This window comes from Sphingopyxis sp., assembly GCF_965227415.1.
GTDB lineage: Bacteria > Pseudomonadota > Alphaproteobacteria > Sphingomonadales > Sphingomonadaceae > Sphingopyxis.
The window spans coordinates 44,579-71,029 of sequence record NZ_OZ245749.1; the positions used below are offsets into that span (position 1 = coordinate 44,579).

Consider the following 26,451-nt stretch of genomic DNA (forward strand, 5'->3'; position numbering starts at 1 on the left):
GCTTATGCCCGAACCGATCATCTTTGCCATCCCGAAAGGGCGCATCCTCGACGAGGCGCTGCCGCTGCTTGCGCGGGTCGGCATCGAGCCTGCCGCGGACTTCTTCGACAAGAGCAGCCGCGCGCTCGTCTTTGCGACGAACCAGCCGCACGTCTCGCTGATCCGCGTCCGCGCCTTCGACGTGGCAACCTTCGTTGCGCATGGCGCGGCGCAGCTCGGCATCGTCGGGTCGGACGTCGTCGACGAGTTCGACTATTCGGAGCTTTATGCGCCCGTCGACCTTGGCATCGGCCATTGCCGGCTGTCGCTCGCGGGCCCGGCGGACAGCGCTCCTCCCGGTATCGGAGAAAGTCACATTCGCGTCGCAACCAAATATCCCGCGACGACGCGCCGCTGGTTCGAGGGGCAGGGGATCCAGGCCGAGTGCATCAAGCTCAACGGCGCGATGGAGATTGCGCCGAAGCTGGGGCTTGCATCGCATATCGTCGATCTGGTTTCGACCGGGCGCACGCTCGTCGAAAATGCGCTCGCCGAGCAGCAGATCATCAGCGAAGTCTCGGCGCGGCTGATCGTCAATCGCGCGGCGTTCAAGCTGCGCTCGGCCGAGGTGCCGGCGCTCGTCGAACGCTTCCGCCAGGCGGTGGGCGATGCGACGGCTTGATGCCTCCGAACCCGGCTTCGCGGCCGAGTTCGACGCGCTGGTCAATGATCGGCGCGAAAGCACCGCCGACGTTTCCTCCGACGTCGCGGCGATCGTTACGCGCGTGCGGGCCGATGGCGACGCGGCGCTTGCCGATTATACCGCGAAGTTCGACCGCTTCGATCTCGACACGAGTGGATGGAGCATCTCGAAAGAAGACTGCGCCGCGGCCTATGAGGCGCTGACTCCCGAGCTTCGTGACGCGCTGAACCTCGCCGCCGACCGCATTCGCGCCTATCACGCCGCCCAGCTGCCCGAAGATCGCGACTATCGCGACGCCGCTGGCGCGCGGCTCGGCGCGCGCTGGAATGCCGTCGATGCAGCGGGGGTCTATGTTCCGGGCGGGCGCGCCGCTTATCCCTCGTCGGTGCTGATGAACATCCTGCCGGCGAAGGTCGCCGGGGTCGAACGCATCGTGATGATGACCCCGACGCCGCGCGGCGAGACGAATCCGGTCGTGATGGCCGCAGCGCATATCGGCGGAGTCGACGAAATCTGGCGCATCGGCGGCGCGCAGGCGGTTGCCGCGCTTGCCTATGGCACCGACCGCATCGCGCCGGTCGACGTCGTTACCGGCCCCGGCAATGCCTGGGTCGCCGAGGCCAAGCGCCAGGTTTATGGCGTCGTCGGCATCGACATGGTCGCGGGGCCGAGCGAGATCGTCGTCGTTGCCGACAGCAAGAATGAGCCGCACGTGATTGCCGCCGACCTGCTCAGCCAGGCCGAGCATGACCCGACGAGCCAGTCGATCCTGTTCACCGACGACGGCGACTTTGCCGACGCGGTGGCCGCAGCGGTCGCGCATATCATTCCGACACTCGCGACCGCCGGCACGATGCAGGAAAGCTGGGCCGCCAATGGCGCCGTCATCGTCGTGCCGACCTTGGCCGACGCCATTGCGCTGTGCGACCGGCTCGCGCCCGAACATCTCGAACTCGCGGTCGATGCCGACGAGGCCGATGCGCTCTTTGCCAAGGTCCGCCATGCGGGGTCGGTCTTCCTCGGCCGCCAGACGCCCGAAGCGATCGGCGATTATGTCGCGGGTCCCAATCATGTCCTCCCGACCGGACGCCGTGCGCGCTTTTCGAGCGGATTGTCGGTCAGCGATTTCATGAAGCGCACCAGCTTCCTGGCGCTGGACGAATCCGCATTGGCCGCTATTGGCCCCGCTGCCGTGGCGCTCGCGGGCGCGGAGGGGCTTCCCGCCCACGCGCTCAGCGTCCAGAACAGATTGAAGAAGATGAAGCCATGAACAAACGCGCCCAATCCCGCTCCGCCGCCCGCCTTGCCGCCGTGCAGGCGCTCTATCAGCACGAGATGGAGGCGACGCCCGTCGCGCAGCTGATCCACGAATTTCACCAGCACCGCATCGGCGCGATCATCGAGGACGCCGAATATGCCGATGCCGACCTGCCATTCTTCGACGACATCGTGAAAGGCACGCTGGCGCGGTTGCCCGAAATCGACGCCGCGATCATCGCGCGGCTCGCCAGCGGCTGGTCGATGGAGCGGCTCGACCGCACGATGAAGGCAATCCTGCGCGCCGGCACCTATGAACTGATCGCGCGCAGCGACGTGCCGGTCGGCGCGGTGGTGAGCGAATATGTCGATGTGGCGAAGGCATTCTTCGACGCACGCGAAGCAGGGTTCGCCAACGGCCTGCTCGATGCGATCGGGAAGAATGTGCGAAAGTAGCTGCAAGTTACGCGGATGTTCCCCCGCGAAGGCGGCGGTCCATCGCCAGACGGTGCAAGTTTGGGCGGGCCGGTGACGGGTCCCCGCCTTCGCGGGGACACAGCCTGACGCTAATCATATGTTTCTTTCGGCGTTGGCGCCTATACCGATTTCCGTCATGTCCGAAACCGATTTCATCGCCCGCCTGCGTGGCATCGCCACCGACCCCGCTGCGCGCGGGCTTTTCGACGATACGGCAGTGCTTGGCGACCTCGTCCTGACCCACGACATGATCGTCGAGGGCGTCCATTTCCTTCCCGATGAGCGGCCGCAAGACGTGGCGTGGAAGCTGGTCGCGGTCAATCTCTCCGACCTTGCCGCCAAGGGTGCGGTGCCGCTGGGCGTGCTGCTGGGGTACAGCCTCGCCGGCGACGACGAGTGGGATGCGGCGTTTGTGGCCGGGCTCGACACCGTGCTCCGCCGCTATGGCGTGCCGCTGCTGGGCGGTGACACCGTGGGGATTCCCGGCGGCGCACCGCGCAGCTTCGGGCTGACCGCGATCGGCCGGGCGCCCCCGGCCGGCGCTCCCTCGCGCAGCGGCGTGCGCCCCGGTGACCAGATCTGGGTCACGGGCACCATCGGCAACGCCGGCGTCGGCCTGGCCATGCGGCTCGGCGAGATCGACGCGAACGAAACCTGCCTCGCCGCCTATTGCCGCCCGCAACCGCAGCTGACCTTTGGGCAGGCGCTCGTCCCGCATGTCCATGCGATGATGGACGTTTCGGACGGCCTGCTCATCGACGCCGAGCGTATGGCGGCGGCAAGCGGGTGCGAGATCATCCTGATGGTCGAGACGGTGCCGCTGTCGGCGGCGTTGCTCGCCGTGCGCCCCGATGTGCTCGACACGCGGCTCGCTGCGGCGACCGCCGGCGACGATTATCAGCTGCTTTTCGCTGCCGATCCGGACGCGGCGGACAGCATCCGCGAGATTGCGGCGGGACTGAACATTGCCGCCACACCCATTGGCCATGCCGGGGTGGGCGAGGGGATCACGCTGATTCACAAGGCACAGCGGATCGCACTGCCGCAGCGTCTCGGTTTCACACATTAACCCCTGGAAGCGCAGAAAATTGCGGAAAAACCGGGCTTGCCCTTGGCTTTCTTTCTTCCCATAACGCGGCGTCCAATTTGGGGCGGTCGCATCAGGGGAGAGAGCGAGCCGGCATCAATAAGTCGGACGTTCGATTGCCATCCTTCGCGTTCGCCCTTCTCAATGGGGAAGGAATAGTCACGCATGAATCCGGTTTTGATCGCGATAGGGTGTGGCCTTTTGGCCGTGCTCTATGGGTTCATTACCTCGCGGCAGGTGCTCGGCGCATCGGCGGGTAATGAGAAAATGCAGGAAATCGCCGCCGCCATCCAGGAAGGCGCGAAGGCCTATCTCGGCCGCCAATATCGTACCATCGCCATCGTCGGCGTCGTCGTCGCGGTTCTCGTCGGGGTGTTCCTCGGCACGATCTCGGCGATCGGCTTCGTCATCGGCGCCGTGCTTTCGGGCGTCGCCGGCTTCGTCGGCATGAACATCTCGGTCAAGGCCAACGTCCGCACCGCGGCCGCGGCGCAGACCGGGCTTCAGGCCGGCCTGACCATGGCGTTCCGCGCCGGCGCGATCACCGGCATGCTGGTGGCGGGCCTCGCGCTCCTCGCGATCTCGGTCTTCTTCTGGTATCTGATCGGCCCCGGTGGCTACACCGTCGGCGGTGACGACCGCACCGTCGTCGACGCGCTCGTCGCGCTGGCGTTCGGCGCTTCGCTGATCTCGATCTTCGCGCGTCTGGGCGGCGGTATCTTCACCAAGGCTGCCGACGTCGGCGCCGACCTCGTCGGCAAGGTCGAGGCCGGAATCCCCGAGGACGATCCGCGCAACCCCGCGGTGATTGCCGATAACGTGGGTGACAATGTCGGCGACTGCGCCGGCATGGCGGCCGACCTGTTCGAAACCTATGTCGTGACGGTCGGCGCCACGATGGTGCTGATCGCGCTGCTGCTGAAGGGCGCGGGCGACCAGCTTCTGCCGCTGATGAGCCTGCCGCTGCTGATGGGCGGCGTCTGCATCATCACCTCGATCATCGGCACCTATTTCGTCCGCCTCGGCGGCGGCAAGAATGTCATGGGTGCGATGTACAAGGGCTTCCTCGTCACCGCGGTCCTCTCGGTCCCGGCGATCTGGTTTGCGACCAGCTATGTGCTGAAAGGCGACATGGATACCGCGGTGACCGGCCAGGCGTTCAACGGTTGGGACCTGTTCTATTGTTCGCTGCTCGGTCTCGTCATCACCGGCCTGATCATCTGGATCACCGAATATTACACCGGCACCAATTATCGCCCGGTGCGGTCGATCGCCAAGGCGTCGGAAACGGGCCATGGTACCAACGTCATCCAGGGTCTGGCGATCAGCCTGGAATCGACCGCGCTGCCGACGCTCGTGATCTGTGCCGGCATCATCGCCGCGTTCCAGATCGCCGGGATTGTCGGCATCGCCTTTGCGGCGACCGCAATGCTCGCGCTCGCGGGAATGGTCGTGGCGCTCGACGCTTATGGTCCGGTCACCGACAATGCCGGTGGCATCGCCGAAATGGCGGGCCTCGACGATTCGGTTCGTGAAAAGACCGATCTTCTCGACGCGGTGGGCAACACGACCAAGGCCGTTACCAAGGGTTATGCCATTGGTTCGGCGGGTCTGGCGGCGCTGGTGCTGTTCGGCACCTATACGGCGGACATCACCGAATATTCGGCCAAGCTCGGTCTGACCGAGCCGCTGACTTTCTCGTTGTCGTCACCCTATGTCATCGTCGGGCTGCTGCTCGGCGCCCTGCTGCCGTACCTGTTCGGTGCGTTCGGCATGACCGCCGTGGGCCGCGCGGCGGGCGAGGTCGTCAAGGATGTTCGCGACCAGTTCAAGAACAACCCTGGCATCATGACCTATGAGTCGAAGCCCGACTATGCGCGCACGGTCGACCTGGTCACCAAGGCGGCGATCAAGGAAATGATCATCCCGTCGCTGTTGCCGGTACTCGCACCGATCGTGGTGTTCCTGGTGATCCGCAGCGTCGCGGGTACGGCCCAGGCGCTCGAAGCGCTCGGTGCCCTGCTGCTCGGCGTGATCGTCGGCGGGCTGTTCGTCGCGATCTCGATGACCTCGGGTGGCGGCGCATGGGACAATGCCAAGAAATATATCGAAGACGGCAACCACGGCGGCAAGGGCAGCGAGGCCCACAAGGCCGCGGTGACCGGCGACACCGTTGGCGATCCGTACAAGGATACCGCGGGTCCGGCGGTCAACCCGATGATCAAGATCACCAACATCGTGGCGATCCTGCTCCTCGCGGCGCTGGCCAAGGGCGCGCTGTAAAGACCGCCGCCTGCGGGCACAAAAGGGCCCCGCCGGAACGATCCGGCGGGGCCTTTTTCTTTGTCGGTTCCAGGATGAAAGCCGTCCTCAACTTTTCCAAAGTTCAGGAAAGTTCAGCCCTGTGCAGCGCGCGGTTGGTCGCGTTTCGCGGACAGGCCGCGCCTGGCTTCTGCCGCTATCCGCAACGGGTAGCGACCGATTTTGTCCGTATGTTCAAAGAGCCGGGGTGAAGGCTGGCACAGCCGAATATTGTAGGACAGCGTTTTTTTGGGCGAGGCGGATGGCTGGTTGGGGGTGGGGAGTGGACGGTCGCCCGACCCAGCGTGCTCCCCGGCGAAGGCCGGGGCCCAGGGCGTTGCAGAGCCGGCGTTGCGTGCGCACGCGCTGGACCCCGGCCTTCGCCGGGGAACACGTCGACATCGTCCGCAATCGGTGGGTTGCCCTCCGTCATGCTGAACTTGTTTCAGCATCCATGGCGTGCGCTTGAATTTGGCGCAGTGCTGAAGGGTACGGCGCCCCATGGATCCTGAAACAAGTTCAGGATGACGAGGAATGAGGGGTTCCTCCCTGTGGCGCAGCCATGGGGAGGGGGACCGTCCGCGAAGCGGGTGGTGGAGGGGCCCTTGCGACGACGCCCCCCCTCGGTCAGCGCTGCGCGCTGCCACCTCCCCGTCGCTGCGCGACAGGGAGGCTCAACGGCAACAACTGCTCGCTAACCGACGCTCATGTCGTACCCGTCGCCTTCATCTGCTGCGCATAGCCTGCCTGCACCATCGCGCTCATCCGGTCGAACAGCGCCTCGGGGTCGCTGCGGCGGAGCGCGGGGATGGCGGCTTCGGCGCCCTCGGCCACGACCAGCTCGCGCGTGCCCGCCGCGACCGCGTCCAGAATGTGCGTCGCCGCGATATCGGGCGACAGGCCGTTGTCGATCGCCTTGTCGCTTTCGCCGCGCACGCTGCCATCGGCGTTGAGCGCGTTGCGGCTGACATTGGTCTGGACCGATCCCGGCGCGACGACGAGGACTTTCAGCCCCAGATGTTCATTCTCGGCTCGGACGCTGTCGTGATAGCCGATCAGGCCGTGCTTCGCGGCGCAATAGGCGCTGCGCAGCGGCACACCCGCTATGCCCGCAACGCTCGAGATCGCGACGATCTGTCCGCCGCCCGCACCGATCATGCGCGGCAGAAGCTGCTGGGTGAGGGCGATCGGCGCGAGCAGGTCGACATCGACGATCTTCTGATACACCGAGAAATCGGTGTCGACGGCCAGGCTGCGCTGCGAAATGCCGGCATTGTTGACGAGCCCGTCGATGCGCCCGCACCACGCCCACGCTTCGTCGACCAGCGTCGGCAGCGCGGCATAGTCGGTCGCCTCGAACGGCAGGATCATCGTGCCGGGACCGCACGCCTTTGCGACCGCCTCAAGCGCGGCAATGTTGCGCCCCGACAGGATCAGCCGCGCGCCGCGCGCCGAAAGCCCGCGCGCCAGTGCCGCGCCGATCCCCGACGACGCGCCGGTAACCCACCAGACTTGATCCTGCATAACCGCTCCCCATCTGAGATTTCGTTGCAACCTGAAACGGGCTTGATGAGCCGTCAAGGTGCCGACCCGCGCATTTCCGTGCGGGGGTGGCAATTTTGTTGCGAATCTGTTATAATAAATATCAACACGCCGACAGTTTGCCTCTTCCTGCCACAGGCGGAGGGTCTCTTTGGCGTTCCTATGGAGCCATATCCCTTGTCACTCTGACTGGCTAGCGCCGCCCAATAGCCTCGATCCCCCTCCACGAGGGCAGGATATACCGGCATTTGCGCTGTCCCGTCACTGACAAGGCCAAGAAAGGAATTTGCATGTCTGCAACGCTCTTGTTCGAAGTTGGTGATTATGTCGTTTATCCGAAGCATGGCGTGGGGCGCGTCATCGAGCTTCAAAAGTCCGAAATCGCCGGAATGCAGCTGGAACTTTATGTTCTGCGCTTCGAAAAGGAAAAGATGACGCTGCGCGTTCCGACCAACAAGGCCGAAGGCGTCGGCATGCGCAAGCTGTCGTCGGACAAGACGCTGAAGGAAGCGCTTCAGGTCCTGACGACGAAGCCGAAGGTCAAGCGCACCATGTGGTCGCGCCGTGCGCAGGAATATGAAGCGAAGATCAATTCGGGCGACCTCGTGTCGATCGCCGAAGTGACCCGCGACCTGTTCCGCGCCGACGACCAGCCCGAACAGAGCTATTCGGAACGCCAGATTTTCGAAGCGGCATCGAGCCGCCTCGCGCGCGAACTCGGCGCGATGGAAGAAAGCGACGAAAAGACCGCGCAGGCGAAGATCCTTCAGATCCTCAACGAGCATGCGCCGCTGTATTATGCCGAAAAGGTGTAAGCGCAGAGCTTAGCGATCATGCGAAAGGGCGGTCCGCACGGGCCGCCCTTTTTCGTTGACCTTCCTGTCCCTTCGTCATGCCCGGCTTGATCCGGCATCCCTTGCGGCGTTGCAGCCCTGGACCCCGGACCAAGTCCGGGGTGACGAGCGATATCAAGCCTCAGGGATAAGTGGCGCTCACGAAATACAGCCCGTCGGGCGGCGCGTTCAGCCCCAGCGCATTGCGATCCTTCGCCTCCAGCGCCATCTTCAGGTCGCGCGCCGACCATTTGCCATAGCCGACGAGCGCGAGGCAGCCGACCATCGAGCGCACCTGGTGATGCAGGAAGCTGCGCGCCGCGGCCTCGACGATCAGCTCGCCGCCGTGACGGCTGACCGATAGTTTGTCGAGCGTCTTCACCGGGCTTTGCGACTGGCAATGCGCCGATCGGAACGTGGTGAAATCATGGAGCCCGATCAGCGACTGCGCGGCGGCGTGCATCGCATCGGCGTCGAGCGGCTGCGAGACCTGCCACGACAGCCCCTTGTCCCACGTCAGCGGCGCGCGGCGGTTGACGATGCGATATTCATAGGCGCGTCCGATGCAGGCGAAGCGCGCGTGCCAGTCGTCGGCGACGATTTCGCACCCCACGATCGCGATCGGCGCGGGGCGGAGCTGGGCGTTGAGCGCTTCGGTCAGCTTGAACGGCGTCAGCGGCTTTTCGATGTCGACGTGCGCGCGCATCGCGATCGCGTGGACCCCGGCGTCGGTGCGCCCGGCGCTGAACACCTGCACCGTCTCGGCCGTGAAGCGGTGGATCGCTTCCTCGATGGTCTGCTGGACGCTGGGGCCATGCGCCTGCCGTTGCCAGCCCATATAGGGGCGGCCGTCATATTCGATGGTCAGGGCAAAGCGGGTCATGGACGAGCCCCATAGACATTTTCGTCACCCCGGACTTGATCCGGGGTTCCCTGCCGCGCTGAAGTCATGCACCGCGGATCAAGTCCGGGGTGACGAAGAGGAGTAGTCCGGATCATGCGACCCGCGTGCCCGGCGGAATCGCACGGCCGCGCAACAATTCGCCCGCGTCCATCGCGGGTTTTCCGGCGCGCTGGACGCGCAGCGCACGGATCGCGCCGGGATTGCACGCGATCGTCAGCGCGTCGTCGAGCGTGACGCCCGGCGCGGCGCCGGCGACGGTTTCGGAGGGATGCGCGACCTCGGCTGCCAGGATCTTGTACCGTTCGCCGTCGAGTTCGAAGAAAGCGCCCGGCATCGGATTGAATGCGCGGACCTGACGTTCGACCTGCACCGCGCTGGTCAGGAAATCGAGCCGGGCTTCGCTCTTGTCGATCTTTGCTGCATAGGTGACCGCCACGTCGGGCTGCGCGGCTGGCGCGAAGGCATGAAGGTCGCTCAGCACCTTCACCATCAGTCGCGCGCCCATCACGGCGAGTTCGTCGGTAAGCATCCCCGCGGTCTTGCCCGCGACCGGCGTCGCCTCGACCAGCCGCATCGCGCCGGTATCGAGCCCGGCGTCCATCTGCATGATCGTCACACCCGTCTCGGCGTCGCCCGCCAGGATCGCGCGCTGCACCGGCGCGGCGCCGCGCCAGCGTGGCAGGATCGAGCCATGGACGTTGAGGCATCCCTCGCGCGGCGCGTCCAGCACCGCCTGCGGCAGGATCAGGCCATAGGCCGCCACCACCGCGATATCGAGGTCGAGCGCCGCGAACTCCGCCTGCGCTTCCTCGCTCTTCAGGCTCTTTGGCGTGCGGACGGGCAGGCCCTGCGCCTCGGCCCAGGCATGCACCGCGCTCTGCTGCATCTTCTTGCCGCGCTGCGCGGGGCGGGGCGGCTGCGTATAGACGCACACGACCTCGTGACCCGCGGCGTGAAGCGCGGCGAGCGTCGGTACCGCAAAGGGCGGCGTTCCCATGAAGGCGATGCGCATGGTCGGGGCTTTGGCGGAGGATGCGGTGCGGTGCAAGATCGATAGCTGGAGATTGCTTCGTCGCTACACTCCTCGCAATGACGCCAAGGGTCGTCATTGCGAGCGAAGCGAAGCAATCTCCAGCTATCGCCTCATCCGCCCGTCAATTCGGGAAACAGGTCACGCCACGGCGGATTCGCGACCTCGATCAGCGCCAGCTTCTTCGCGCGCGATCCCGCCTTGATCTGCTTTTCACGCGTGATCGCCGAAACCATGTCGGCATGAACTTCAAACCAAACCAGCTTGTCGCATCGGTAGCGCGCTGAAAATCCGGACTGCTTCTGCCGGTGCTGCCACACCCGCGCGATCAGGTTCGATGTCACGCCGGTGTAAAGCACGCCGTCTTTCCTGTTCGTCATGATATAGACTGCTGGCTGCCGCTCTTCCCGCATGGCTGGAGATTGCTTCGTCGCTACGCTCCTCGCAATGACGAATTCAAAAGTCATCGCGATCCGGGCGAAGGCCGCGAGAAGAACCTCCCGCTATCGGCCTTGCGCAATGCCGGCCTGCAAGCCAAACACCCACCATGGCCTCCACCGAAATCGAAGCGCTCGTCCAGCAACTCGCCCGCCTGCCGGGGCTCGGCCCGCGTTCGGCGCGGCGCGCGGTGTTGCACCTGATGAAGAAGCGCGAGTCCGCCTTCGCACCGCTGCTGTCCGCGCTCCAGACGGTGTCCGAGCGGCTCGTGACCTGCGGGATCTGCGGCAATGTCGACACGCACGACCCCTGCGCGATCTGCGCCGACCCGCGCCGCGACGCGCGCAGCCTGTGTGTCGTCGAGGAAGTCTCCGACCTGTGGGCGCTCGACAAGTCGCGGCTGTTTCCCGGCAAATATCATGTGCTCGGCGGGCGACTGTCGGCGCTGGAGGGCGTGCGCCCGCAGGACCTCAGCATCGACGCGCTGGTCGCGCGCGTCGCCGCGGGCGGTATCGACGAGGTCGTCCTCGCGATGAACGCGACCCTCGAGGGGCAGACGACCGCGCATTATCTCGCCGAGCGGCTGGAGGGCTATCCGGTGCGGCTGACGCAACTCGCGCATGGCCTGCCGGTTGGCGGCGAACTCGATTATCTCGATGAAGGGACGCTGGCGCAGGCGTTGAGGGCGCGGCGACCGGTGGGTTGACGGCGGGCCTGCGAATTCATACCTGCACGCCATGGCCTTACTCCCTATCATAGAGACCCCCGATCCGCGGCTGCGCGTCATTTCCAAGCCCGTCGAAACCTTCGATGCCGCGCTCAAGACGCTGGTCGCCGATATGTTCGAGACGATGTACGACGCCCCCGGCATCGGGCTGGCGGCGATCCAGGTGGGCGTCGCGAAACGCATCCTCGTCATCGACCTCCAGGAACCCGATCCCGAGGACGAAGAGGGCAAGAAAGTGATCCGCGAGCCGCGCGTCTTCATCAACCCCGTCTTTTCGGACGAGAGCGAAGACCATGCCATCTATCAGGAAGGCTGCCTGTCGGTTCCCGAGCAATATGCCGAAGTGACGCGCCCGGCCGAAGTCACCGTTGACTGGCAGGACGAAGACGGCAAGTCCCACAAGGAACGCATGACCGGCCTGATGGCGACGTGCATCCAGCACGAGCATGACCATCTGGAGGGGATACTCTTCATCGACCATCTGTCGCGGCTGAAGCGCGAAATGGTGCTGAAGAAGCTCGCGAAGCTGCGGAAAGCGGCGTAAAAGTCCTAATCCCTCTGTCGTTTAGAGAGAGGGCAGCGAGACTTGCGAATTTATTCGCTAGTCGCAGCGGGTGAGGGCCTTTTGCAGCGACGCCGCACTCCCTCACCCAACTCCAGCTAGGCGGCAAGCCGCCAAGCTTTCGTATCCCTCTCCCTCAAGGGGAGAGGGTTTTCTTCAGTCCGCCGCTTTTGCCACGCCGACCATCGCGGGGCGTAGCAGGCGGTCTTTCATCATATAGCCGGCCTGCATTTCCTGCACGATCGTGCCGGGGGCCTTGTCGCTCGGGATTTCGAGCATCGCCTGATGCTGGTTCGGGTCGAGCGGCAGGCCGATCGCGGCGATGCGCGTGATGCCGTTGCGTTCGAACACGCCCAGCAGTTCGCGCTCGGTGGCTTCGAGGCCGGTGATCAGCGGCTTGATCCCCTCGTTGGCGCGCTGTTCGTCGCTGAGCGCAGCCAGCGCGCGGCCAAGATTGTCGGCGACCGACAAGATGTCGCGCGCGAATTTGGTCGACGCATAGGCATGCGCGTCGGCAATTTCCTTTTCCTTGCGGCGGCCCAGATTCTGCGTCTCGGCGCGCGCATACAGCAGGTCCTGCTGCAGGGCGGCGATCTGTTCGGCGAGCTTCGCCGCGTCGTCCTGCGGCGCTGCCGTCGGGGCGTCGGTTTCTTCGGTCGCGCCGTCGTCTACGGGCGTGTCGTTTTCGATGTTCGTCATAAACCTATCGTATCAGTCTAGAGAGCGATTGTGCGGTGAAATCCACCATGGGTACAATCCGGGCATAGTTCAAGCGCGTGGGGCCGATCACCCCGACGACACCAACGACGCGCCCGTCCGAACCGCGATAGGGCGCCGCTATCACGGACGAGCCCGAAAGCGAGAATAATTTATTCTCCGACCCGATGAAAATGCGCGTGGCGGCGCCTTCGCGCGCGCTGTCGAGCAGCCCGGCAATTTCCTGTTTGGTCTCAAGCTCGTCGAGCAATTGCCGCACCCGGTCGAGGTCGCCGACCGCGCTTTCGTCGAGCAGGTTCGCCTGGCCGCGGACGATCAAGACCGGACGGTCGGTGCCATCCGACGACCAGATCGCCAGCCCGCGGCTGACCAGGTCCTGCGCGGCGCGGTCGATCGCGATGCGCTCGGCCTCGATCTCGTGCCGCACGCGCGCCATCGCTTCGGTCAGCGTCATGCCCGACAGGGTCGCACTGATGTAATTGCCTGCTTCGACCAGCGCCGACGGGTTGAGTCCCGGCGGAATGTCGATCACGCGATTTTCGACCACGCCGTCGCCCGCGACCAGAACGACGAGCGACTGGCTTGCCGACAGCGGCACGAACGCGACCTGCTTCAGCACGCGCTCGTGCTTGGGGACAAGGACGAGCCCGGCGCACGCCGACAGCCCCGACAGCGCCGAGGTCGCCTGCGCGAGCGCGCTTTCGATCGGGCCGCCTTCGACGAGGCTCGCCTCGATCTGCGCGCGGTCTTCGGCGCTGGGTTCGGCGACCTGCATCATCCCGTCGACGAACAGCCGCAGGCCCTGTTCGGTCGGCAGCCGGCCCGCGCTGGTGTGCGGGCTGGCGAGCAGGCCATATTCTTCCAGATCCTGCATCACGTTGCGGATCGACGCGGGCGACAGGTTGAGCGCCGCGAGCTTCGACAGCGTGCGCGACCCGACCGGCTGCCCGGTTTCGAGATACGCGTCGACGACCATGCGGAACACGTCGCGCGCGCGCGTGGTCAGTTCGGTGATCGGCGGAGTGGTCATGCGAAGGATTTAGGGATGGCGAGGGGTTGGGGCAAGCTTCCTCCAAATCGTCATCCCCGCGAAGGCGGGGATGACGGAAAGGGGGTGCAATAGACCGATCTTCTGCTTAGCCTCCGCAACCGGGGGAGAATGCCATGACCACACGCCCGCTTACCCAGGATGATCCGCTCGACGATTTCACGCATCGCCGCATCAACCTGCTCGGCCACGACCGGCTCGTCTATACGATGGGCAGCGGCCCCGCGGTGGTCGTGATGACCGAAATGCCCGGGATCAGCCCGCATGTCGCGCGTTTCGCGCGCTGGGTCCGCGATGCCGGTTTCACTGTCTATATGCCGCACATCTTCGGCAAGGACGGCGCCGTTCCGCGCATGCCCGGCGCGTTGTTCACGATCCTCGGCGGCTGCATCAGCCGTCAGTTCCGCGCGTTTCAGGCGAACGAAAGCTCGCCCGCGACGCAATGGCTGCGCGCGCTTGCGGCGCTCGCGCACCAGGAATGCGGCGGCAAGGGCGTCGGCGCGATCGGCATGTGCTTCACCGGCAATTTCGCGCTGTCGATGATGCTGGAGCCATCGGTGCTGGCACCGGTGCTGTCGCAGCCGTCGCTGCCGCTGAACGATGCGGCAGGGATGCACATTCACCCCGACGAGCTGGCCGCGGTGAAGGCGCGGATGGAGGCCGAGGACCTGACCGTCCTGGCCTATCGTTTCGAGGGCGACAAATATTGCCAGGCCGCGCGTTTCGCGGCTTATCAGGATGCGCTCGGCGACCGCTTCATCGGCCGCGTCCTCGCCGACGAGCATGCCAATCCCGACAGCCCGATGAAGAACCCGCACAGCGTCGTTACGATCCACCTGATCGATCGGGCCGGCCAGCCGACCGTGCAGGCGCGCGACGAAATCCTCGATTTCTTCCGTATGCGCTTGAGCGGCTGAAGGCGTCGGCCTAAGGGCGGCGCATTCATTATCGAAAGGAAACTCATGCGACCCTCCGGCCGCGCGCCCGACCAGATGCGCTCTATCGCGATCGAAACCGCCTTCACCATCCATGCCGAGGGCAGCGTCCTGGTCAGCTTTGGCAACACGAAGGTGCTGGTGACCGCCAGCGTCGAAGAGAAGGTGCCGCCGTTCCTGCGCGGCAAGGGGCAGGGCTGGGTGACCGCCGAATATGGCATGTTGCCCCGCGCGACGCACACGCGCGGCAGCCGCGAAGCGGCGAAGGGCAAGCAGTCGGGGCGCACGCAGGAAATCCAGCGGCTGATCGGCCGCAGCTTGCGGGCGGTCGTCGACATGAAGAAGCTGGGCGAGCGCCAGATCGTGATCGATTGCGACGTGATCCAGGCCGACGGCGGCACGCGCACTGCTTCGATCTCGGGCGCGTGGGTCGCGCTGCGCCTCGCGGTCGATGGACTGATCGCCTCGGGCGCGATCACCGAAGATCCGATCGAGGACAAGGTCGGCGCGATTTCGTGCGGCATCTACAAGGGCACGCCGGTGCTCGACCTCGACTATGACGAGGATTCGGTTGCCGAGGCCGACGGCAATTTCGTCCTGACCGGCCGCGGCCAGATCGTCGAAGTGCAGGCGAGCGCCGAGGGCGCGACCTATGACGAGGAAGGCCTGCTGCGCCTGCTGCGCCTCGCGCGCATCGGTTGCACCGAGATTTTCGCGGCGCAGGACAAGGCGACGGGGCGGTAAACTCCTTCGTCACGCCGGACCTGATCCGGCATCCATCCGGCCTCGCCGCAATGGACCCCGGATCAAGTCAGGGGTGACGAATAAAGGGAAAGATTCATCGCATGACCCGCAAACTGCAACCCGGCAAACTCGTCATCGCGAGCCACAATGCGGGCAAGGTGCGCGAAATCCGCGCCTTGCTCGAACCGTTCGGGATCGAACCGGTGTCGGCGGGCGATCTTGGCCTGCCCGAGCCTGAAGAGACGGGGACGACCTTCGCCGAGAATGCGCTGCTGAAGGCGCATGCGAGCGCGTCGGCCGCAGGACTGCCGGCGCTCGCCGACGACAGCGGCCTCGAAGTCGCGGCGCTCGGCGGGCGTCCCGGCGTCTACACCGCGGACTGGGCCGAGCGGCAGTCGTTTGAGGGCGCCCCGGGCCGCGACTGGTATATGGCGATGGGCAAGGTCGAAGGCCTGCTTGCCGAACAGGGGCCCGATGTCGACCGCAGCGCGCGCTTCGTCTGCACGCTCGCTCTGGCGTGGCCCGACGGCCATGCCGAGCTGTTCGAAGGTTTCGCCGACGGCAGCCTGACCTGGCCGCCGCGCGGGTTGCTGGGGTTCGGTTATGATCCAGTCTTCGTTCCGGCTGGTAAGCCGCTGACGTTTGCGGAAATCGACCCGGCGGAGAAGCATGCGATCAGCCACCGTGCCGATGCGTTCGCGAAGCTTGTGGCCGAAGTGTTCTGATATCTTCGTCACCCTGACTGATCGGGGCTCCATGGATTCCGGCTTTCGCCGGAATGACGAATGAGAGTAGAGGCGCCTGATGGCCGAACCGCTCGCCCTCTATGTCCATTGGCCGTTTTGCGTCAGCAAATGCCCCTATTGCGACTTCAACAGCCATGTGCGCGAGAGCGTCGATCAGGCGGTATGGCGCGAGGCGCTGGTCGCTGACTTGCGGTACGAGGCTGCGCTTTTGCCGGGCCGCCGCGTCGGGTCGATCTTTTTCGGCGGCGGCACGCCCAGCCTGATGCCGCCCGCGACCGTCGCGGCGGTGATTGCTGCTGCGGAAGCCGCATGGGGCCTGACCGGCGATGTCGAGATCACGCTGGAGGCGAACCCCAATTCGGTCGAGGTCGCGAATTTCGGCGATCTCGCCGCTGCGGGGGTCAATCGCGTGTCGATAGGCGTCCAGAGCTTTGATTCCGAAGTGCTTGAATTTCTTGGGCGCGCGCACAGCGAGGATGAGGCGCGGCGCGCGATCGCGACGGCGCAGGAACATTTCGCGCGGGTGAGTTTCGACCTGATCTATGCGCGCCCCGGCCAGTCGATGGCGGACTGGGAAGCCGAACTCGGCGATGCGCTCGCGTTCGGCACCGACCATCTTTCGCTCTACCAGCTGACCATCGAGCCCGGGACGCGCTTTGCGACACTCGCTGCGAAGGGCGAGCTGACGATCCCCGATGGAGATACTGCCGCTGACCTGTTCGATGCGACGCAGGCGATGACGCGCTCGGCTGGTTTGCCGCGCTATGAGGTGTCGAACCATGCGCGCATGGGGCAGGAAAGCCGCCACAATCTCGCTTACTGGCGCTATGCCGATTATGCCGGCGTCGGACCCGGCGCGCATGGCCGACGGCTCGGTCAGGCGACCGAGCGGCACAAGAAGCCCGAGAATTTCGTTTCGGCGGTGACACGTAACGGTCATGGGTTGAAGGTCGAAAGCGACCTGCCACCCGCGGAGCGCGCGACCGAGGCGATGCTGATGGGACTGCGGCTGACCGAAGGCATCGATCTGGCGCGGATCGAGGCGCGCAGCGGCCTGGCGCGTGAGGCCTTCGTCGATGCGGGGGCGGCGGCGCGGCTCGCGGGGCAGGGGCTGATGCGACAGGACGGCGACCGGCTGGCGGTGACCGACGACGGCATCCTTCTGCTCGACTCGATCCTTTCCGAGGTGGTGCGGACGGGCTAGATTGTCCCAAAGCCTTTCGCCCCGAGCTCGTCGAAGGGCCGTTCTTCCTTCTCGAGGCTGGAAGAAGAATGGGGCTTCGACAAGATCAGCCCGAATGGAATTGATGTTGGCTGACGGATTGATCCGCGACTGGGACGCTCATCTGGCGCACGAAAAGCGCCGGTCGGAGCATACGCGCCGCGCCTATATCGCGACGGCAGGGCGGTTCTGCGCCTTTCTGTCGCATCATCGCGGCGGCGCGGTCGATCCGCCGATGCTCCGGTCGCTGACCCCGAACGATTTGCGCTCCTATCTCGCCGACCGCCGCGCCGAGGGGCTCGGCAACGCTTCGGCGGCGCGCGAACTGTCGGCGCTGCGCGGCTTTCTGCGCTTTGTCGGCGGCTCGAACGCCAGCGTCCCGCAGATGCGCGGCCCGCGCGTCAAGAAGGGCCTGCCGCGCCCCGTCGCGCCTGCCGAGGCGCTTCAGCTTGCGCACGATGTCGAGGACAATGCGCGACAGGGTTGGGTGGGCGCGCGCGATTTTGCGCTGCTGCTGCTGCTCTATGGCGCAGGCTTGCGTATCGGCGAAGCGCTGGGCCTGACCGGCGCGGCGCTGCCGCTGGGTGAGACGTTGCGCGTCACGGGGAAGCGCAACAAGACGCGCATCGTCCCGATCCTGCCTGCCGTTGCGTCGGCGGTGTCCCGCTATGTCGAAGCCTGTCCCTGGCCGATCGCCAAGGAGACGCCGCTGTTCCTGGGCGCGCGCGGTGGGCCGCTCGCGCCCGGCGTGATCCGCGCGAGTGTGCGCTCGGCGCGGCGCGCGCTGGGTCTGCCCGAACGGACCACGCCGCACGCACTGCGGCACAGTTTTGCGACGCATCTGCTCGCAGGGGGCGCGGATCTTCGAAGCTTGCAGGAACTGCTCGGTCACGCGAGCCTCGCCTCGACGCAAGTCTATACCGCCGTCGATGCCGCGCATCTCCTCGACATCTATCGCAGCGCGCACCCGCGCGCTTGATTCCCGTCGTCTCGGCCTTCGCGGCGATGACGGGAGCGATTAGTCGCCCTTCGGCTTCCAGGTGAAAACCCGCCACAGATAGATCAGCACCAGCGATCCGACCGCGACCAGCGCCACCGGACCCACGAACGCGTCGAGGTTCGCGAAATTCCCGCCGAACCAGTGTCCCGCGCCCGCGAGCGCCGCGATCCAGATCGTCGACCCTGCTGCGGTCCATAGCAGGAACTTCGCCTGGTTCATCTTCACCATGCCGGCAGGCAGCGACACCATCGTCCGCGCCACCGGCATGAAGCGCGCGGCGAAAACAATCGCGGGGCCATATTTCAGGAAAAAGGCGTGCAGCCGTTCGACCTCGGTCCAATCCATCGTCAGCCAGCGGCCGTGGCGATCGATGAAGGGACGCAGGCGCTCATAGCCGATCCAGCGCCCGATCGCGTACCAGACCCAGTTTCCCGCCGTGGTTCCGGCGACGGCGACGGCGACCAGGGTCCAGAAATCGAACCGGCCCTTGGCAACGGCGATCCCGCCGAGCCCCATGATCACCTCGGACGGGATCGGCGGAAAGACATTCTCGAGGAACATCAGCACGAAGATGCCGACATAGCCCCAGCTCTGGATCAGATCGAGAATGAAGTCGGTCATAGGACAGGCAACGCCGGGTCGGGGCAAACCGATCCCAATCCGTCATTGCTTCGCTCCGCTCGCAAGGACGAAGAGGCGTTGATCAACCGATCCGTCGCAATATCGCGTCCCAGATCATGCCCGCCGTATCGCTGTTGTTGAAACGGTCGATCGCGACGATCCCGGTGGGCGAGGTGACGTTGATTTCGGTCAGCCATTCGCCGCCGATCACGTCGATCCCGACGAACAGCAGCCCGCGTTCTTTCAGCCGCGGGCCCAGGACGTCACAGATTTCCTTTTCGCGCGGGGTCAGCTCGGCTGCCTCGGCGTAGCCGCCGACCGCCAGGTTCGATCGGAATTCGCCTTCGCCCGGTTTGCGGTTGATCGCGCCCGCGACCTCGCCGTCGACAAGGACGATGCGCTTGTCGCCCTTGGCAACGCTCGGCAGGAACTGTTGCACCATGAACGGTTCGGGCCACACCTGTCCGAACAATTCGACCAGCGCGCCCAGATTGGCGCCGTCGGCGTCGACGCGGAACACGGCCTTGCCGCCGTTGCCGTGCAGCGGCTTGACCACGACCGCTCCATAGCGGGCCTGGAAATCCTTCACCGCGTCGAGGTCGCGCGTGACCATCGTCGGCGGCATATATTCGGGGAAATCGAGCACGAACACTTTCTCGGGCGCATTGCGGACCGAGACCGGGTCGTTGACGACCAGCGTTTGCCCCGCGAGCCGTTCGAGCAGCCAGGTGCCGGTCAGGTAGCCAAGGTCGAACGGCGGGTCCTGCCGCATCAGGATGACGTCGATGTCGCGGCCGAGGTCGAGCATCACCTGATCGCCGAATGTGTAATGATCGCCGGCCTCGCGCTGGGCGTTGACGATACGGTGCGCCTTGGTGGTCAGGCGTCCCGCCTCCCACGTCAGTCCGCGCACGTCGTAATGATAAATCTCGTATCCGCGTTCCAGCGCCTTCAGGATCAGGTAGAAACTGCTGTCGCCGTTGATGTTGATGCCATCCATCGGGTCCATTTGCACGGCTGCGCGCAGGGTCATATTCTTCTCCTTTGGCGCCGTCACGGCTGCCAGACGTGGACCAGATGGCGAGGCAATCGCTTCGGCGCAAGCAGCATCACGTCGATGCGGATATCGTCGGTCGGCCGCGCGAAGCGGGGAATCAGCATTTCCGCGGCGGCCGCGACGCGGCGCAGGCGATAGGCGTCGATCGCCAGATCGAGGTCCTCGGCGCGGTCGCGCCACTTCACCTCGATAAAGGCAAGGGTCTTCCCGCGCCGCGCAACCAGGTCGACTTCGCCCGCGGTTACCCGCATCCGCTCGCCCAGGATGCGCCAGCCATGGAGCCGCAGCCACCAGGCCGCGCGCCGCTCGGCCTTGCGTCCGCGCGCTTCGGCGGCGGCGCGCTTCAACCGGGATCTTTCAGCGTCAGGGCGCGCGCGTAAATCTCGTGCCGGTCGAGCCCATATTGCTTGGCGACGGCCTTCGCGGCCTGCGCGACCGGCCTGTCGGCCATCGCGGCGACGAGCGCCGCGTCGAGCGTCGCGTCGTCGGCCTCCTCGGGCGCGGCCTCGCCCGGCGGGCCGACGACAATCACGATCTCGCCCTTGGGCGGCGCATCGGCGTAGCGCGCGGCGAGCTCGCTCAACGTCCCCGTCACGCATTGCTCGTAAAGCTTGCTGATCTCGCGCGCGACCGCTGCCTCGCGATTGCCGAGCCCCTCGGCCAACGCGCCGAGCGCCGCTGCCAGTCGCGGCCCGCTTTCATAAAAGACCAGCGTGGCGCGCAGGCCCGCAAACTCGGCCAGCGTATCGGCGCGCGCCTTTGCCTTCGACGGCAGGAAACCCGCGAACAGGAAGCGGTCGCTCGGCAGCCCCGACAGCGTGATCGCGGCGATCGCGGCGCACGGGCCGGGCAGGGTGGTGACATGCCGCCCCGCGGCGCGGGCGTCGCGCACCAGCTTGTAGCCGGGGTCCGAAATCAGCGGCGTTCCCGCGTCCGACACCAGCACGACAACTTCCCCCGCCATGCGCGCAACCAGCATGGCGCGGGTGCGTTCGTCGCTATGGTCATGATAGGGGGTCATCGGAACGCGCAAACCCAGGTGTGACAACAGCTTCGCGGTCACGCGCGTATCCTCTGCGGCGATGACGTCGGCGGACGCAAGTGTCGTCGCAGCGCGCGCGCTGATGTCACCGAGGTTGCCGATAGGCGTCGCGACGATATAGAGTCCGGGTAAGGGAGAATTTGTGATGGTCGAATCCGGCATGGCGCTGAAAATGGCAGAAACTGCCGCCGAGCGCCAAGTGAATGCGTCGCCGCGGCGTCGAATCTTGCGTGGTATGGCGACGCTGGCGCTGGGCGGGTTGCTCGCGGCGTGCCAGATGGTGCCCAAAGCCAACGGCCCCGCGACCCCGCCACCCCCCGAAACGGCCGTCGACAATGTCGGGCCAGGCCTGCCGACCGACACCGATCGCCACCGCGTCGCGCTGCTCGTGCCGCAGACAGGCCCCAACGCCGACGTCGGAATGGCGATCGCCAACGCGACCACGCTGGCGCTGCTTGATTCGCGGACCGAAAAGGTCCGCATCACCACCTATGACACGGCGCTCGGTGCCGCGGCCGCCGCACGCCAGGCCGTCGCCGACGGCAACAAGCTGATCCTCGGCCCGCTGCTCAGCGAAGACGTCGCTGCGGTCGCGCCGGTCGCGCGCGAAGCAAAGGTGCCGGTGCTCAGCTTCTCGAACGACAGCAGCGTCGCGGGCAACGGCGTTTTCATCATGGGCTTCGTGCCCGGCCAGTCGGTCGAGCGCGTCGTCGCCTTTGCCCGCGCCAAGGGGCATCAACGGTTCGGCGCGCTTGTGCCCAAGACCGTTTATGGCGACCGTTCGGTCGCGGCCTTCCGCTCGGCGGTGACGGCTGCGGGCGGGACGCTGGTCGCCGTCGAAACCTATGATCGCAGCGCGACCGCGCTTCAGGGCGCGGCGCGCCGCCTCGCCAATGCCGGCGCGATGGATGCGGTACTGATCGCCGATTCGGGCGGCAATGCCGTTCGCGCCGTGCCGGTGATCAAGGGCACCGGCAGCAAGCAGATTCTGGGCACCGAATTGTGGAACACCGACGCGACGCTCGGCGCCAATCCCGCGATGCGCGGATCGTGGTTCGCCAGCGTGTCCGACGGCCTCTATGGCCAGCTTGCCACCAAATATCGCACGCGCTTCGGCAAGGCGCCGTACCGGCTTGCCAGCCTCGGCTATGATTCGGTGTTGCTGACGGTGCGCATCGCGCGCGACTGGAAGCCGGGAACCGTCTTTCCGGCGGCGCGCCTGCTGGCCGAGGACGGCTTTGGCGGCATCGACGGCATCTTCCGCTTCAACAACCGCGGCATCGCCATGCGTGCGCTCGAGGTCAGCGAAGTGGGGGCGGGCGGCTTTCGCGTGATCGACCCCGCGCCGACCAAATGGTGACCGGACCCGTGGCCTGACCGCCACAGTCGGGCGAAAAGCGTCATCTTTGTGCCACGGGTAGCCTTTACGACGCGCCCGCGTTCACTATATGAGCATGGCGTGCGCGAATTGCGTCGATTCCGCGCGCCTATACGCAACGACCAGGAGATACAGCTATACCACCGCCCACAATTCGCCGCCCGATGGCGCCTATGCCGCCCAAGAACGGCCCGCGATATAATGAATTCATCGCCTCCCCCAAAGTCCGCGTCATCGACGAGGAAGGCGAAAATCTGGGCGTAATGCTGACTGCTGAAGCGATCGAGCAGGCCGCATCGGTCGGCCTCGATCTGGTCGAAGTGTCTCCGAACGCCGATCCGCCGGTGTGCAAATTCCTCGACGTGGGCAAGTTCAAATACGAAGCCCAGAAAAAGGCGAACCTCGCTCGCAAGAGCCAGAAGACGCAGGAAATCAAAGAGATCAAGATGCGTCCGAATATCGACGATCATGATTTCGACGTGAAGATGCGCAAGGTGTTCGACTTCCTGGGCGAAGGCGACAAGGTCAAGATGACCATGCGCTTCCGCGGCCGCGAAATGAGCCACACGCAGCTTGGCCTCAACGTCCTTCAGCGCGTTGCCGAGCTGACCTCGGAAATTGCGAAGGTCGAAGCGCATCCGCGCACCGAAGGCCGCCAGATGCTGATGGTGATCGCGCCGAAATAGGCTTTTCCGGCGTTCAGCCGATACGGAAATTAAGGGCGGTCGTTCCGGCGGGACGGCCGCCCGCTTCGTATCGGCGCTCGACCATATGGACATGGCCGTCCGCCGCGATCGCGACGAGGGTCGAGGCGCGCGTTCCGTAGACATCGCCAAGCAGGAACAGCGCCGGATCGCTTTCGGCGGTCAGCGTATCGAGCAGGCCTTCGGGATCGGCGCCGGTTTCGGCAACCGCGGCCAGCGCAGCGCGCAGGCGTTCGGCGCGCGGGCACGGCTGATCGACCGGCTCGTTCGCGAGCGCATGGACGCCGGGTTGCAGCAAGGCGATCAGCGGCTGCGGCCGATTGGTCAGCAGCCGCGCGCCGGCATCGACCGCAAACAGGTTGAACGCATTGAACCTGTCGAGATCGGTCTCGGCCGGATCGGCGAAACGCCCGTCGCCGCGCAGCATGTCCACCACCAGCGCGCCGCGCGATTCCTTCGCCGGATCAGGCATCGCGCCGCGGACGTTGGTCACGACGACGACGCGCCCACTCGGTTGATGGACGCCCAGCCAGGTGCCGCCCGCCTGCAAGTCGCGCCCCGCGACAAGGCCGCTGCCGTCGTCCCACGCGGCAAGCGGAGCCGCAGGCCGCGCGTGGAACTCGTCGCGGTTCCCGATCAGAATCAGCGGCCAGTCGGGGTGGATCTGGCGGGCGAGAGCGACGACACACATGGCAGCGCATATCGCGACCCGGTCGCCGCTTGCCAAGCCCCTTGACTTCGGCGCTTGATTGAACAATCAATCAAGAAAGCTGGAGGCCGCATGAACGCCACCGACACGCGCAACCGCATCCTGATGACGGCGATGGAGCTCTTTTGGGAAAAGGGGTATCTGTCGACCTCGGTCTCCGACATCTTGTCGCGCAGCCAGGTCCATTCGGGCAGCCTCTATCATTTCTTTCCCGGCAAGCAGGACGTCCTGGTCGGCGTGCTCGAACTTTATTGCGACGGGATCGAAGAGATGCTGCTCGCGCCGAACTGGGAGGGCGTCGATGACCCGATCGAGCGTATCTTTGCGCTGCTCGCCGGCTACCGCACGCATCTGATCGTCACCGACTGCACCTATGGTTGCCCGATCGGCAGCCTCGCGCTCGAAATCCACGAGCCCGATCCGCAAGTGCGCGATCTGATGGCGGCAAACTTCAGCAACTGGTCCGCGGCGATCGTGGGCTGTTTCGATGCCGCCGCCGATCGCTTGCCAAAGCGCGCCGACCGCCAGGCGCTTGGCGAGTTTGTGCTGACGGTGATGGAGGGCGCGGTAATGCAGGCGCGGACCTATCGTGACATCGGCTATTTCGATCGCAATATCGCTGTATTACGTGACTATATCACGTCATTGCTGAGCACCGCAAAAACTGGTAGTTTCGCCTGATCTTTCTGGAGGGGGAGTGAATATGACCGAAGTGCGCAAAACGCCGTGGCACCTGTGGGTGGTCGGAGTGGTATCGCTTTTGTGGAACGCCGTCGGCGCGTTCGACTACACCATGACCAAGCTTCAGAATGCCGATTATCTGGCCGCCTTCACGCCCGAGCAGCAGGCCTGGTTCGCCAGCTTTCCGATCTGGGCGAACATCGGCTGGGCGCTCGGCGTGTGGGGCTCGCTGCTCGGATCGGCCCTCCTGCTGGCGCGCAGCCGCCACGCCGTGACGGCCTTCCTGATCTCGATCGTCGGCCTGGCGATCAGCTGTATCTACCAGTTCGGCATGCACTACGCCGATCTGACGCGGATGTTCGGAAGCTTCCCGCTGATTTTTACCGGGCTCATCTGGGCCATCCTGATCGCGCTGTTTCTCTATGCGCGCCGGCAGGCGGCCACCGGCGTCCTGCGCTGATGGAAAGGGGCGCCCCCGGGCGCCCCTCGGTCCTCACCGCGCACGGATGAAGGCGCGGATATCCTGCGACAATTTGTGGCGGTCTTCGTCGCGGATATACATCATGTGCCCCGCGCCATAATATTTATACGCGATGCGGTCCTGCGGAATGCCCGTTCGCGACAGCGCATATTCGGCGGCGAAAAAGGGCGTCGCGAAATCATAATAGCCCTGGCCGACGAACACGCGCAGCCCCGAATTCTCGCGCAGCGCTTGCCCGATGTACGGCGCGACGTTCAGATAAGCGTTGGTATCGCGCCCGCCGATCCGCCAGTCCCATTGCCCGCCGATGCCGCTGATCGACTGATATTCGCGGTCGGTCTTGAAACCCAGCGTGTCGCGGCTCCAGCTGTTGATCGCGGCGGTATAGCTCGCGTCGATGCCATAGAAGCTCGGGTCATTGTCGGGCTCTTCGCCCGCGCTGTCATAATCCTTGCCGGTATAGCGGCTGTCGAGGCGGCCGACGGTCAGCCCGCGGTCGCGGAGCAATTCCTTGTAGAACCGCGACGGCGTCACGCGCAGATCGGCGTTTTCGAGATAGGTTTCGGACAGGCCGGTGAAGCGCGCCAGATCGCGGCGGATCGCGGCGCGTTCCTCGCCCTGCAACTTCTGTCCCTTGAGCAACGCCGACGCATAGGGACCGATCGCCCATTGCCGCGCTTCCTCGGCAAAGGCTTCGGGCGACGCCGCGGTCGCCTTGCCATGATAGAGCGCGGTCGTCGCCATCGACGGCAGGTTGGTGATATAGCTCAGCTCGTTGCCCGGCGTGTCGGCCCCCGCGGCGAAATCGAGAACGGTCGAGATCAGGATGATGCCGTTCAGCCCGACGTCGTTATAGGTGTCGTTCATCAGCTCGTTCGCGACCGCGGCCGATCGCGTCGTGCCATAGCTTTCGCCGCCCAGAAACTTGGGGCTGTTCCAGCGGCCATTGTCGTTGAGCCAGAGCCGGATCACTTGTGCGACCAGCTTGGCGTCCTGCGTTACCCCGTAATAATCCTTGGGGTCGGCCTTGCCGATCAGGTGCGAAAAGCCCGTGCCCGGCGGATCGATGAACACGACGTCGGTGACGTCGAGCAGCGCGTCGGGATTGTCGACGAGCGGATAGGGCGGCGCGCCGTCATCGACGCCGGTGCCGGGGATCGCGACGCGCTTCGGCCCGAACGCCCCCATCATCAGCCACACGGTGCCCGACCCCGGACCGCCATTGAACAGGAAGGTGATCGGCCGGTTCGGGTCGCGCGGTTCCTTGACATAGGCGGTCGTGACCACCGCGACTTCGGGCACGCCATCCTTGTTCTTGATGATCGTCTCGCCGATCGTCGCGGCATAGCCGATCTTCTGTCCGCCAAAGGTGCCGGAGAGCCGGGTGGTATGAACCTGCGGCGTGATGTCCTCGGCCTTCTCGGCCTTCGCCTTGTCGGCGGCATCCTCGGCATAGGCGACCGACGGTATGGCGACGGCAAGCGCCAGCGCGATCAGCGACAGACCCGATTTCATGTCATTCTCCC

General features: G+C 65.4%; 29 protein-coding genes. 17 read left to right on the plus strand and 12 right to left on the minus strand.

Annotation, left to right across the window (positions count from 1 at the left end):
• Positions 1-4: 4 nt before the first annotated feature.
• The 5 genes from hisG (at position 5) to ACO055_RS00295 (ending at position 5,786) form a co-directional block, all read left to right on the plus strand.
• Entirely contained in the window at positions 5-661 is a 657-nt protein-coding gene (gene hisG / locus ACO055_RS00275) for an ATP phosphoribosyltransferase (protein ID WP_422060622.1), read from the plus strand.
• Positions 648-1,952 carry a histidinol dehydrogenase gene (gene hisD, locus ACO055_RS00280; protein WP_422060623.1) on the plus strand — a complete coding sequence of 435 codons (1,305 nt, stop codon included), beginning with the start codon at positions 648-650 and terminating at the stop codon, positions 1,950-1,952. The genes hisG and hisD overlap by 14 nt, the downstream gene beginning before the upstream one ends.
• Positions 1,949-2,395 carry a transcription antitermination factor NusB gene (gene nusB / locus ACO055_RS00285; protein ID WP_422060624.1) on the plus strand — a complete coding sequence of 149 codons (447 nt, stop codon included), beginning with the start codon at positions 1,949-1,951 and terminating at the stop codon, positions 2,393-2,395. Before hisD ends, nusB begins: the two co-directional genes overlap by 4 nt.
• Before the next feature lie 157 nt (positions 2,396-2,552).
• Entirely contained in the window at positions 2,553-3,485 is a 933-nt protein-coding gene (gene thiL, locus ACO055_RS00290; RefSeq protein ID WP_422060625.1) for a thiamine-phosphate kinase, read from the plus strand.
• 183 nt (positions 3,486-3,668) lie between these two features.
• Positions 3,669-5,786: a sodium-translocating pyrophosphatase gene (locus tag ACO055_RS00295; protein WP_422060626.1), complete on the plus strand. Its 2,118-nt coding sequence runs from the start codon at positions 3,669-3,671 to the stop codon at positions 5,784-5,786.
• A 723-nt stretch (positions 5,787-6,509) separates the two neighbouring features.
• On the opposite strand, the gene ACO055_RS00300 is transcribed toward ACO055_RS00295, so the two are convergent.
• Positions 6,510-7,328 (minus strand): SDR family NAD(P)-dependent oxidoreductase, encoded by an 819-nt coding sequence (locus tag ACO055_RS00300; RefSeq protein WP_422060627.1) that lies wholly within the window; start codon positions 7,326-7,328, stop codon positions 6,510-6,512.
• Between the two features lie 308 nt (positions 7,329-7,636).
• Here ACO055_RS00300 and ACO055_RS00305 point away from each other — a divergent pair, with 308 nt between their 5' ends.
• Complete coding sequence (locus tag ACO055_RS00305) at positions 7,637-8,161, plus strand: CarD family transcriptional regulator (protein ID WP_422060628.1); 525 nt, start codon at positions 7,637-7,639, stop codon at positions 8,159-8,161.
• A gap of 160 nt (positions 8,162-8,321) precedes the next feature.
• Here ACO055_RS00305 and truA read toward each other — a convergent pair whose 3' ends face one another.
• The 3 genes from truA to ACO055_RS00320 form a co-directional block, all read right to left on the minus strand.
• Complete coding sequence (truA, locus tag ACO055_RS00310) at positions 8,322-9,062, minus strand: tRNA pseudouridine(38-40) synthase TruA (protein WP_422060629.1); 741 nt, start codon at positions 9,060-9,062, stop codon at positions 8,322-8,324.
• Positions 9,063-9,174: 112 nt separating this feature from the next.
• A complete protein-coding gene (gene fmt, locus ACO055_RS00315; RefSeq protein WP_422060630.1) occupies positions 9,175-10,095 on the minus strand; it encodes a methionyl-tRNA formyltransferase in 921 nt (306 codons plus the stop codon).
• 131 nt (positions 10,096-10,226) lie between these two features.
• Positions 10,227-10,580: a GIY-YIG nuclease family protein gene (locus ACO055_RS00320; RefSeq protein ID WP_422060631.1), complete on the minus strand. Its 354-nt coding sequence runs from the start codon at positions 10,578-10,580 to the stop codon at positions 10,227-10,229.
• Between the two features lie 80 nt (positions 10,581-10,660).
• On the opposite strand from ACO055_RS00320, the gene recR reads away from it, so the two are divergent.
• Together recR and def are read left to right on the plus strand one after the other, a co-directional pair.
• On the plus strand, positions 10,661-11,257 hold the full coding sequence (recR, locus tag ACO055_RS00325) for a recombination mediator RecR (protein ID WP_422060632.1): 597 nt from the start codon (positions 10,661-10,663) through the stop codon (positions 11,255-11,257).
• A gap of 31 nt (positions 11,258-11,288) precedes the next feature.
• Complete coding sequence (gene def / locus ACO055_RS00330; protein WP_422060633.1) at positions 11,289-11,822, plus strand: peptide deformylase; 534 nt, start codon at positions 11,289-11,291, stop codon at positions 11,820-11,822.
• A gap of 174 nt (positions 11,823-11,996) precedes the next feature.
• Here the strand turns inward: def and ACO055_RS00335 are convergent, their stop codons facing one another.
• Together ACO055_RS00335 and hrcA are read right to left on the minus strand one after the other, a co-directional pair.
• A complete protein-coding gene (locus ACO055_RS00335) occupies positions 11,997-12,539 on the minus strand; it encodes a nucleotide exchange factor GrpE (protein ID WP_422060634.1) in 543 nt (180 codons plus the stop codon).
• A 4-nt stretch (positions 12,540-12,543) separates the two neighbouring features.
• Positions 12,544-13,587, minus strand: a complete 1,044-nt coding sequence (gene hrcA / locus ACO055_RS00340) for a heat-inducible transcriptional repressor HrcA (protein ID WP_422060635.1) — start codon at positions 13,585-13,587, stop codon at positions 12,544-12,546.
• Between the two features lie 134 nt (positions 13,588-13,721).
• Between hrcA and ACO055_RS00345 the strand changes: the two genes are divergently transcribed.
• The 5 genes from ACO055_RS00345 (at position 13,722) to ACO055_RS00365 (ending at position 18,231) form a co-directional block, all read left to right on the plus strand.
• Positions 13,722-14,522 (plus strand): dienelactone hydrolase family protein, encoded by an 801-nt coding sequence (locus tag ACO055_RS00345; protein WP_422060636.1) that lies wholly within the window; start codon positions 13,722-13,724, stop codon positions 14,520-14,522.
• 45 nt (positions 14,523-14,567) lie between these two features.
• Positions 14,568-15,284, plus strand: coding sequence for a ribonuclease PH (rph, locus tag ACO055_RS00350; protein WP_422060637.1), 717 nt, complete (start codon positions 14,568-14,570; stop codon positions 15,282-15,284).
• 101 nt (positions 15,285-15,385) lie between these two features.
• Complete coding sequence (gene rdgB / locus ACO055_RS00355; RefSeq protein ID WP_422060638.1) at positions 15,386-16,009, plus strand: RdgB/HAM1 family non-canonical purine NTP pyrophosphatase; 624 nt, start codon at positions 15,386-15,388, stop codon at positions 16,007-16,009.
• A gap of 79 nt (positions 16,010-16,088) precedes the next feature.
• Positions 16,089-17,234, plus strand: a complete 1,146-nt coding sequence (hemW, locus tag ACO055_RS00360) for a radical SAM family heme chaperone HemW (protein ID WP_422060639.1) — start codon at positions 16,089-16,091, stop codon at positions 17,232-17,234.
• Positions 17,235-17,337: 103 nt separating this feature from the next.
• Positions 17,338-18,231 carry a tyrosine recombinase XerC gene (locus ACO055_RS00365; protein ID WP_422062501.1) on the plus strand — a complete coding sequence of 298 codons (894 nt, stop codon included), beginning with the start codon at positions 17,338-17,340 and terminating at the stop codon, positions 18,229-18,231.
• Positions 18,232-18,270: 39 nt separating this feature from the next.
• Here ACO055_RS00365 and ACO055_RS00370 read toward each other — a convergent pair whose 3' ends face one another.
• From ACO055_RS00370 to rsmI, 4 genes are all read right to left on the minus strand, one after another.
• On the minus strand, positions 18,271-18,873 hold the full coding sequence (locus ACO055_RS00370; protein WP_422060640.1) for a DedA family protein: 603 nt from the start codon (positions 18,871-18,873) through the stop codon (positions 18,271-18,273).
• Positions 18,874-18,955: 82 nt separating this feature from the next.
• Complete coding sequence (gshB, locus tag ACO055_RS00375) at positions 18,956-19,906, minus strand: glutathione synthase (RefSeq protein WP_422060641.1); 951 nt, start codon at positions 19,904-19,906, stop codon at positions 18,956-18,958.
• A 20-nt stretch (positions 19,907-19,926) separates the two neighbouring features.
• Positions 19,927-20,277, minus strand: a complete 351-nt coding sequence (locus tag ACO055_RS00380; RefSeq protein WP_422060642.1) for a YraN family protein — start codon at positions 20,275-20,277, stop codon at positions 19,927-19,929.
• Positions 20,274-21,134, minus strand: coding sequence for a 16S rRNA (cytidine(1402)-2'-O)-methyltransferase (gene rsmI, locus ACO055_RS00385; protein ID WP_422060643.1), 861 nt, complete (start codon positions 21,132-21,134; stop codon positions 20,274-20,276). Before rsmI ends, ACO055_RS00380 begins: the two co-directional genes overlap by 4 nt.
• Before the next feature lie 73 nt (positions 21,135-21,207).
• Here rsmI and ACO055_RS00390 point away from each other — a divergent pair, with 73 nt between their 5' ends.
• Positions 21,208-22,332: a penicillin-binding protein activator gene (locus ACO055_RS00390; RefSeq protein ID WP_422062502.1), complete on the plus strand. Its 1,125-nt coding sequence runs from the start codon at positions 21,208-21,210 to the stop codon at positions 22,330-22,332.
• A 182-nt stretch (positions 22,333-22,514) separates the two neighbouring features.
• Positions 22,515-23,036, plus strand: coding sequence for a translation initiation factor IF-3 (gene infC, locus ACO055_RS00395; RefSeq protein WP_422060644.1), 522 nt, complete (start codon positions 22,515-22,517; stop codon positions 23,034-23,036).
• Positions 23,037-23,049: 13 nt separating this feature from the next.
• Here infC and ACO055_RS00400 read toward each other — a convergent pair whose 3' ends face one another.
• A complete protein-coding gene (locus ACO055_RS00400) occupies positions 23,050-23,745 on the minus strand; it encodes an NRDE family protein (protein WP_422060645.1) in 696 nt (231 codons plus the stop codon).
• Positions 23,746-23,835: 90 nt separating this feature from the next.
• On the opposite strand from ACO055_RS00400, the gene ACO055_RS00405 reads away from it, so the two are divergent.
• Positions 23,836-24,444, plus strand: coding sequence for a TetR/AcrR family transcriptional regulator (locus ACO055_RS00405; protein ID WP_422060646.1), 609 nt, complete (start codon positions 23,836-23,838; stop codon positions 24,442-24,444).
• Between the two features lie 22 nt (positions 24,445-24,466).
• Positions 24,467-24,904 (plus strand): hypothetical protein, encoded by a 438-nt coding sequence (locus tag ACO055_RS00410; RefSeq protein WP_422060647.1) that lies wholly within the window; start codon positions 24,467-24,469, stop codon positions 24,902-24,904.
• Between the two features lie 33 nt (positions 24,905-24,937).
• Here the strand turns inward: ACO055_RS00410 and ACO055_RS00415 are convergent, their stop codons facing one another.
• Positions 24,938-26,440: a S10 family peptidase gene (locus tag ACO055_RS00415; RefSeq protein WP_422060649.1), complete on the minus strand. Its 1,503-nt coding sequence runs from the start codon at positions 26,438-26,440 to the stop codon at positions 24,938-24,940.
• Positions 26,441-26,451 lie beyond the last annotated feature (11 nt).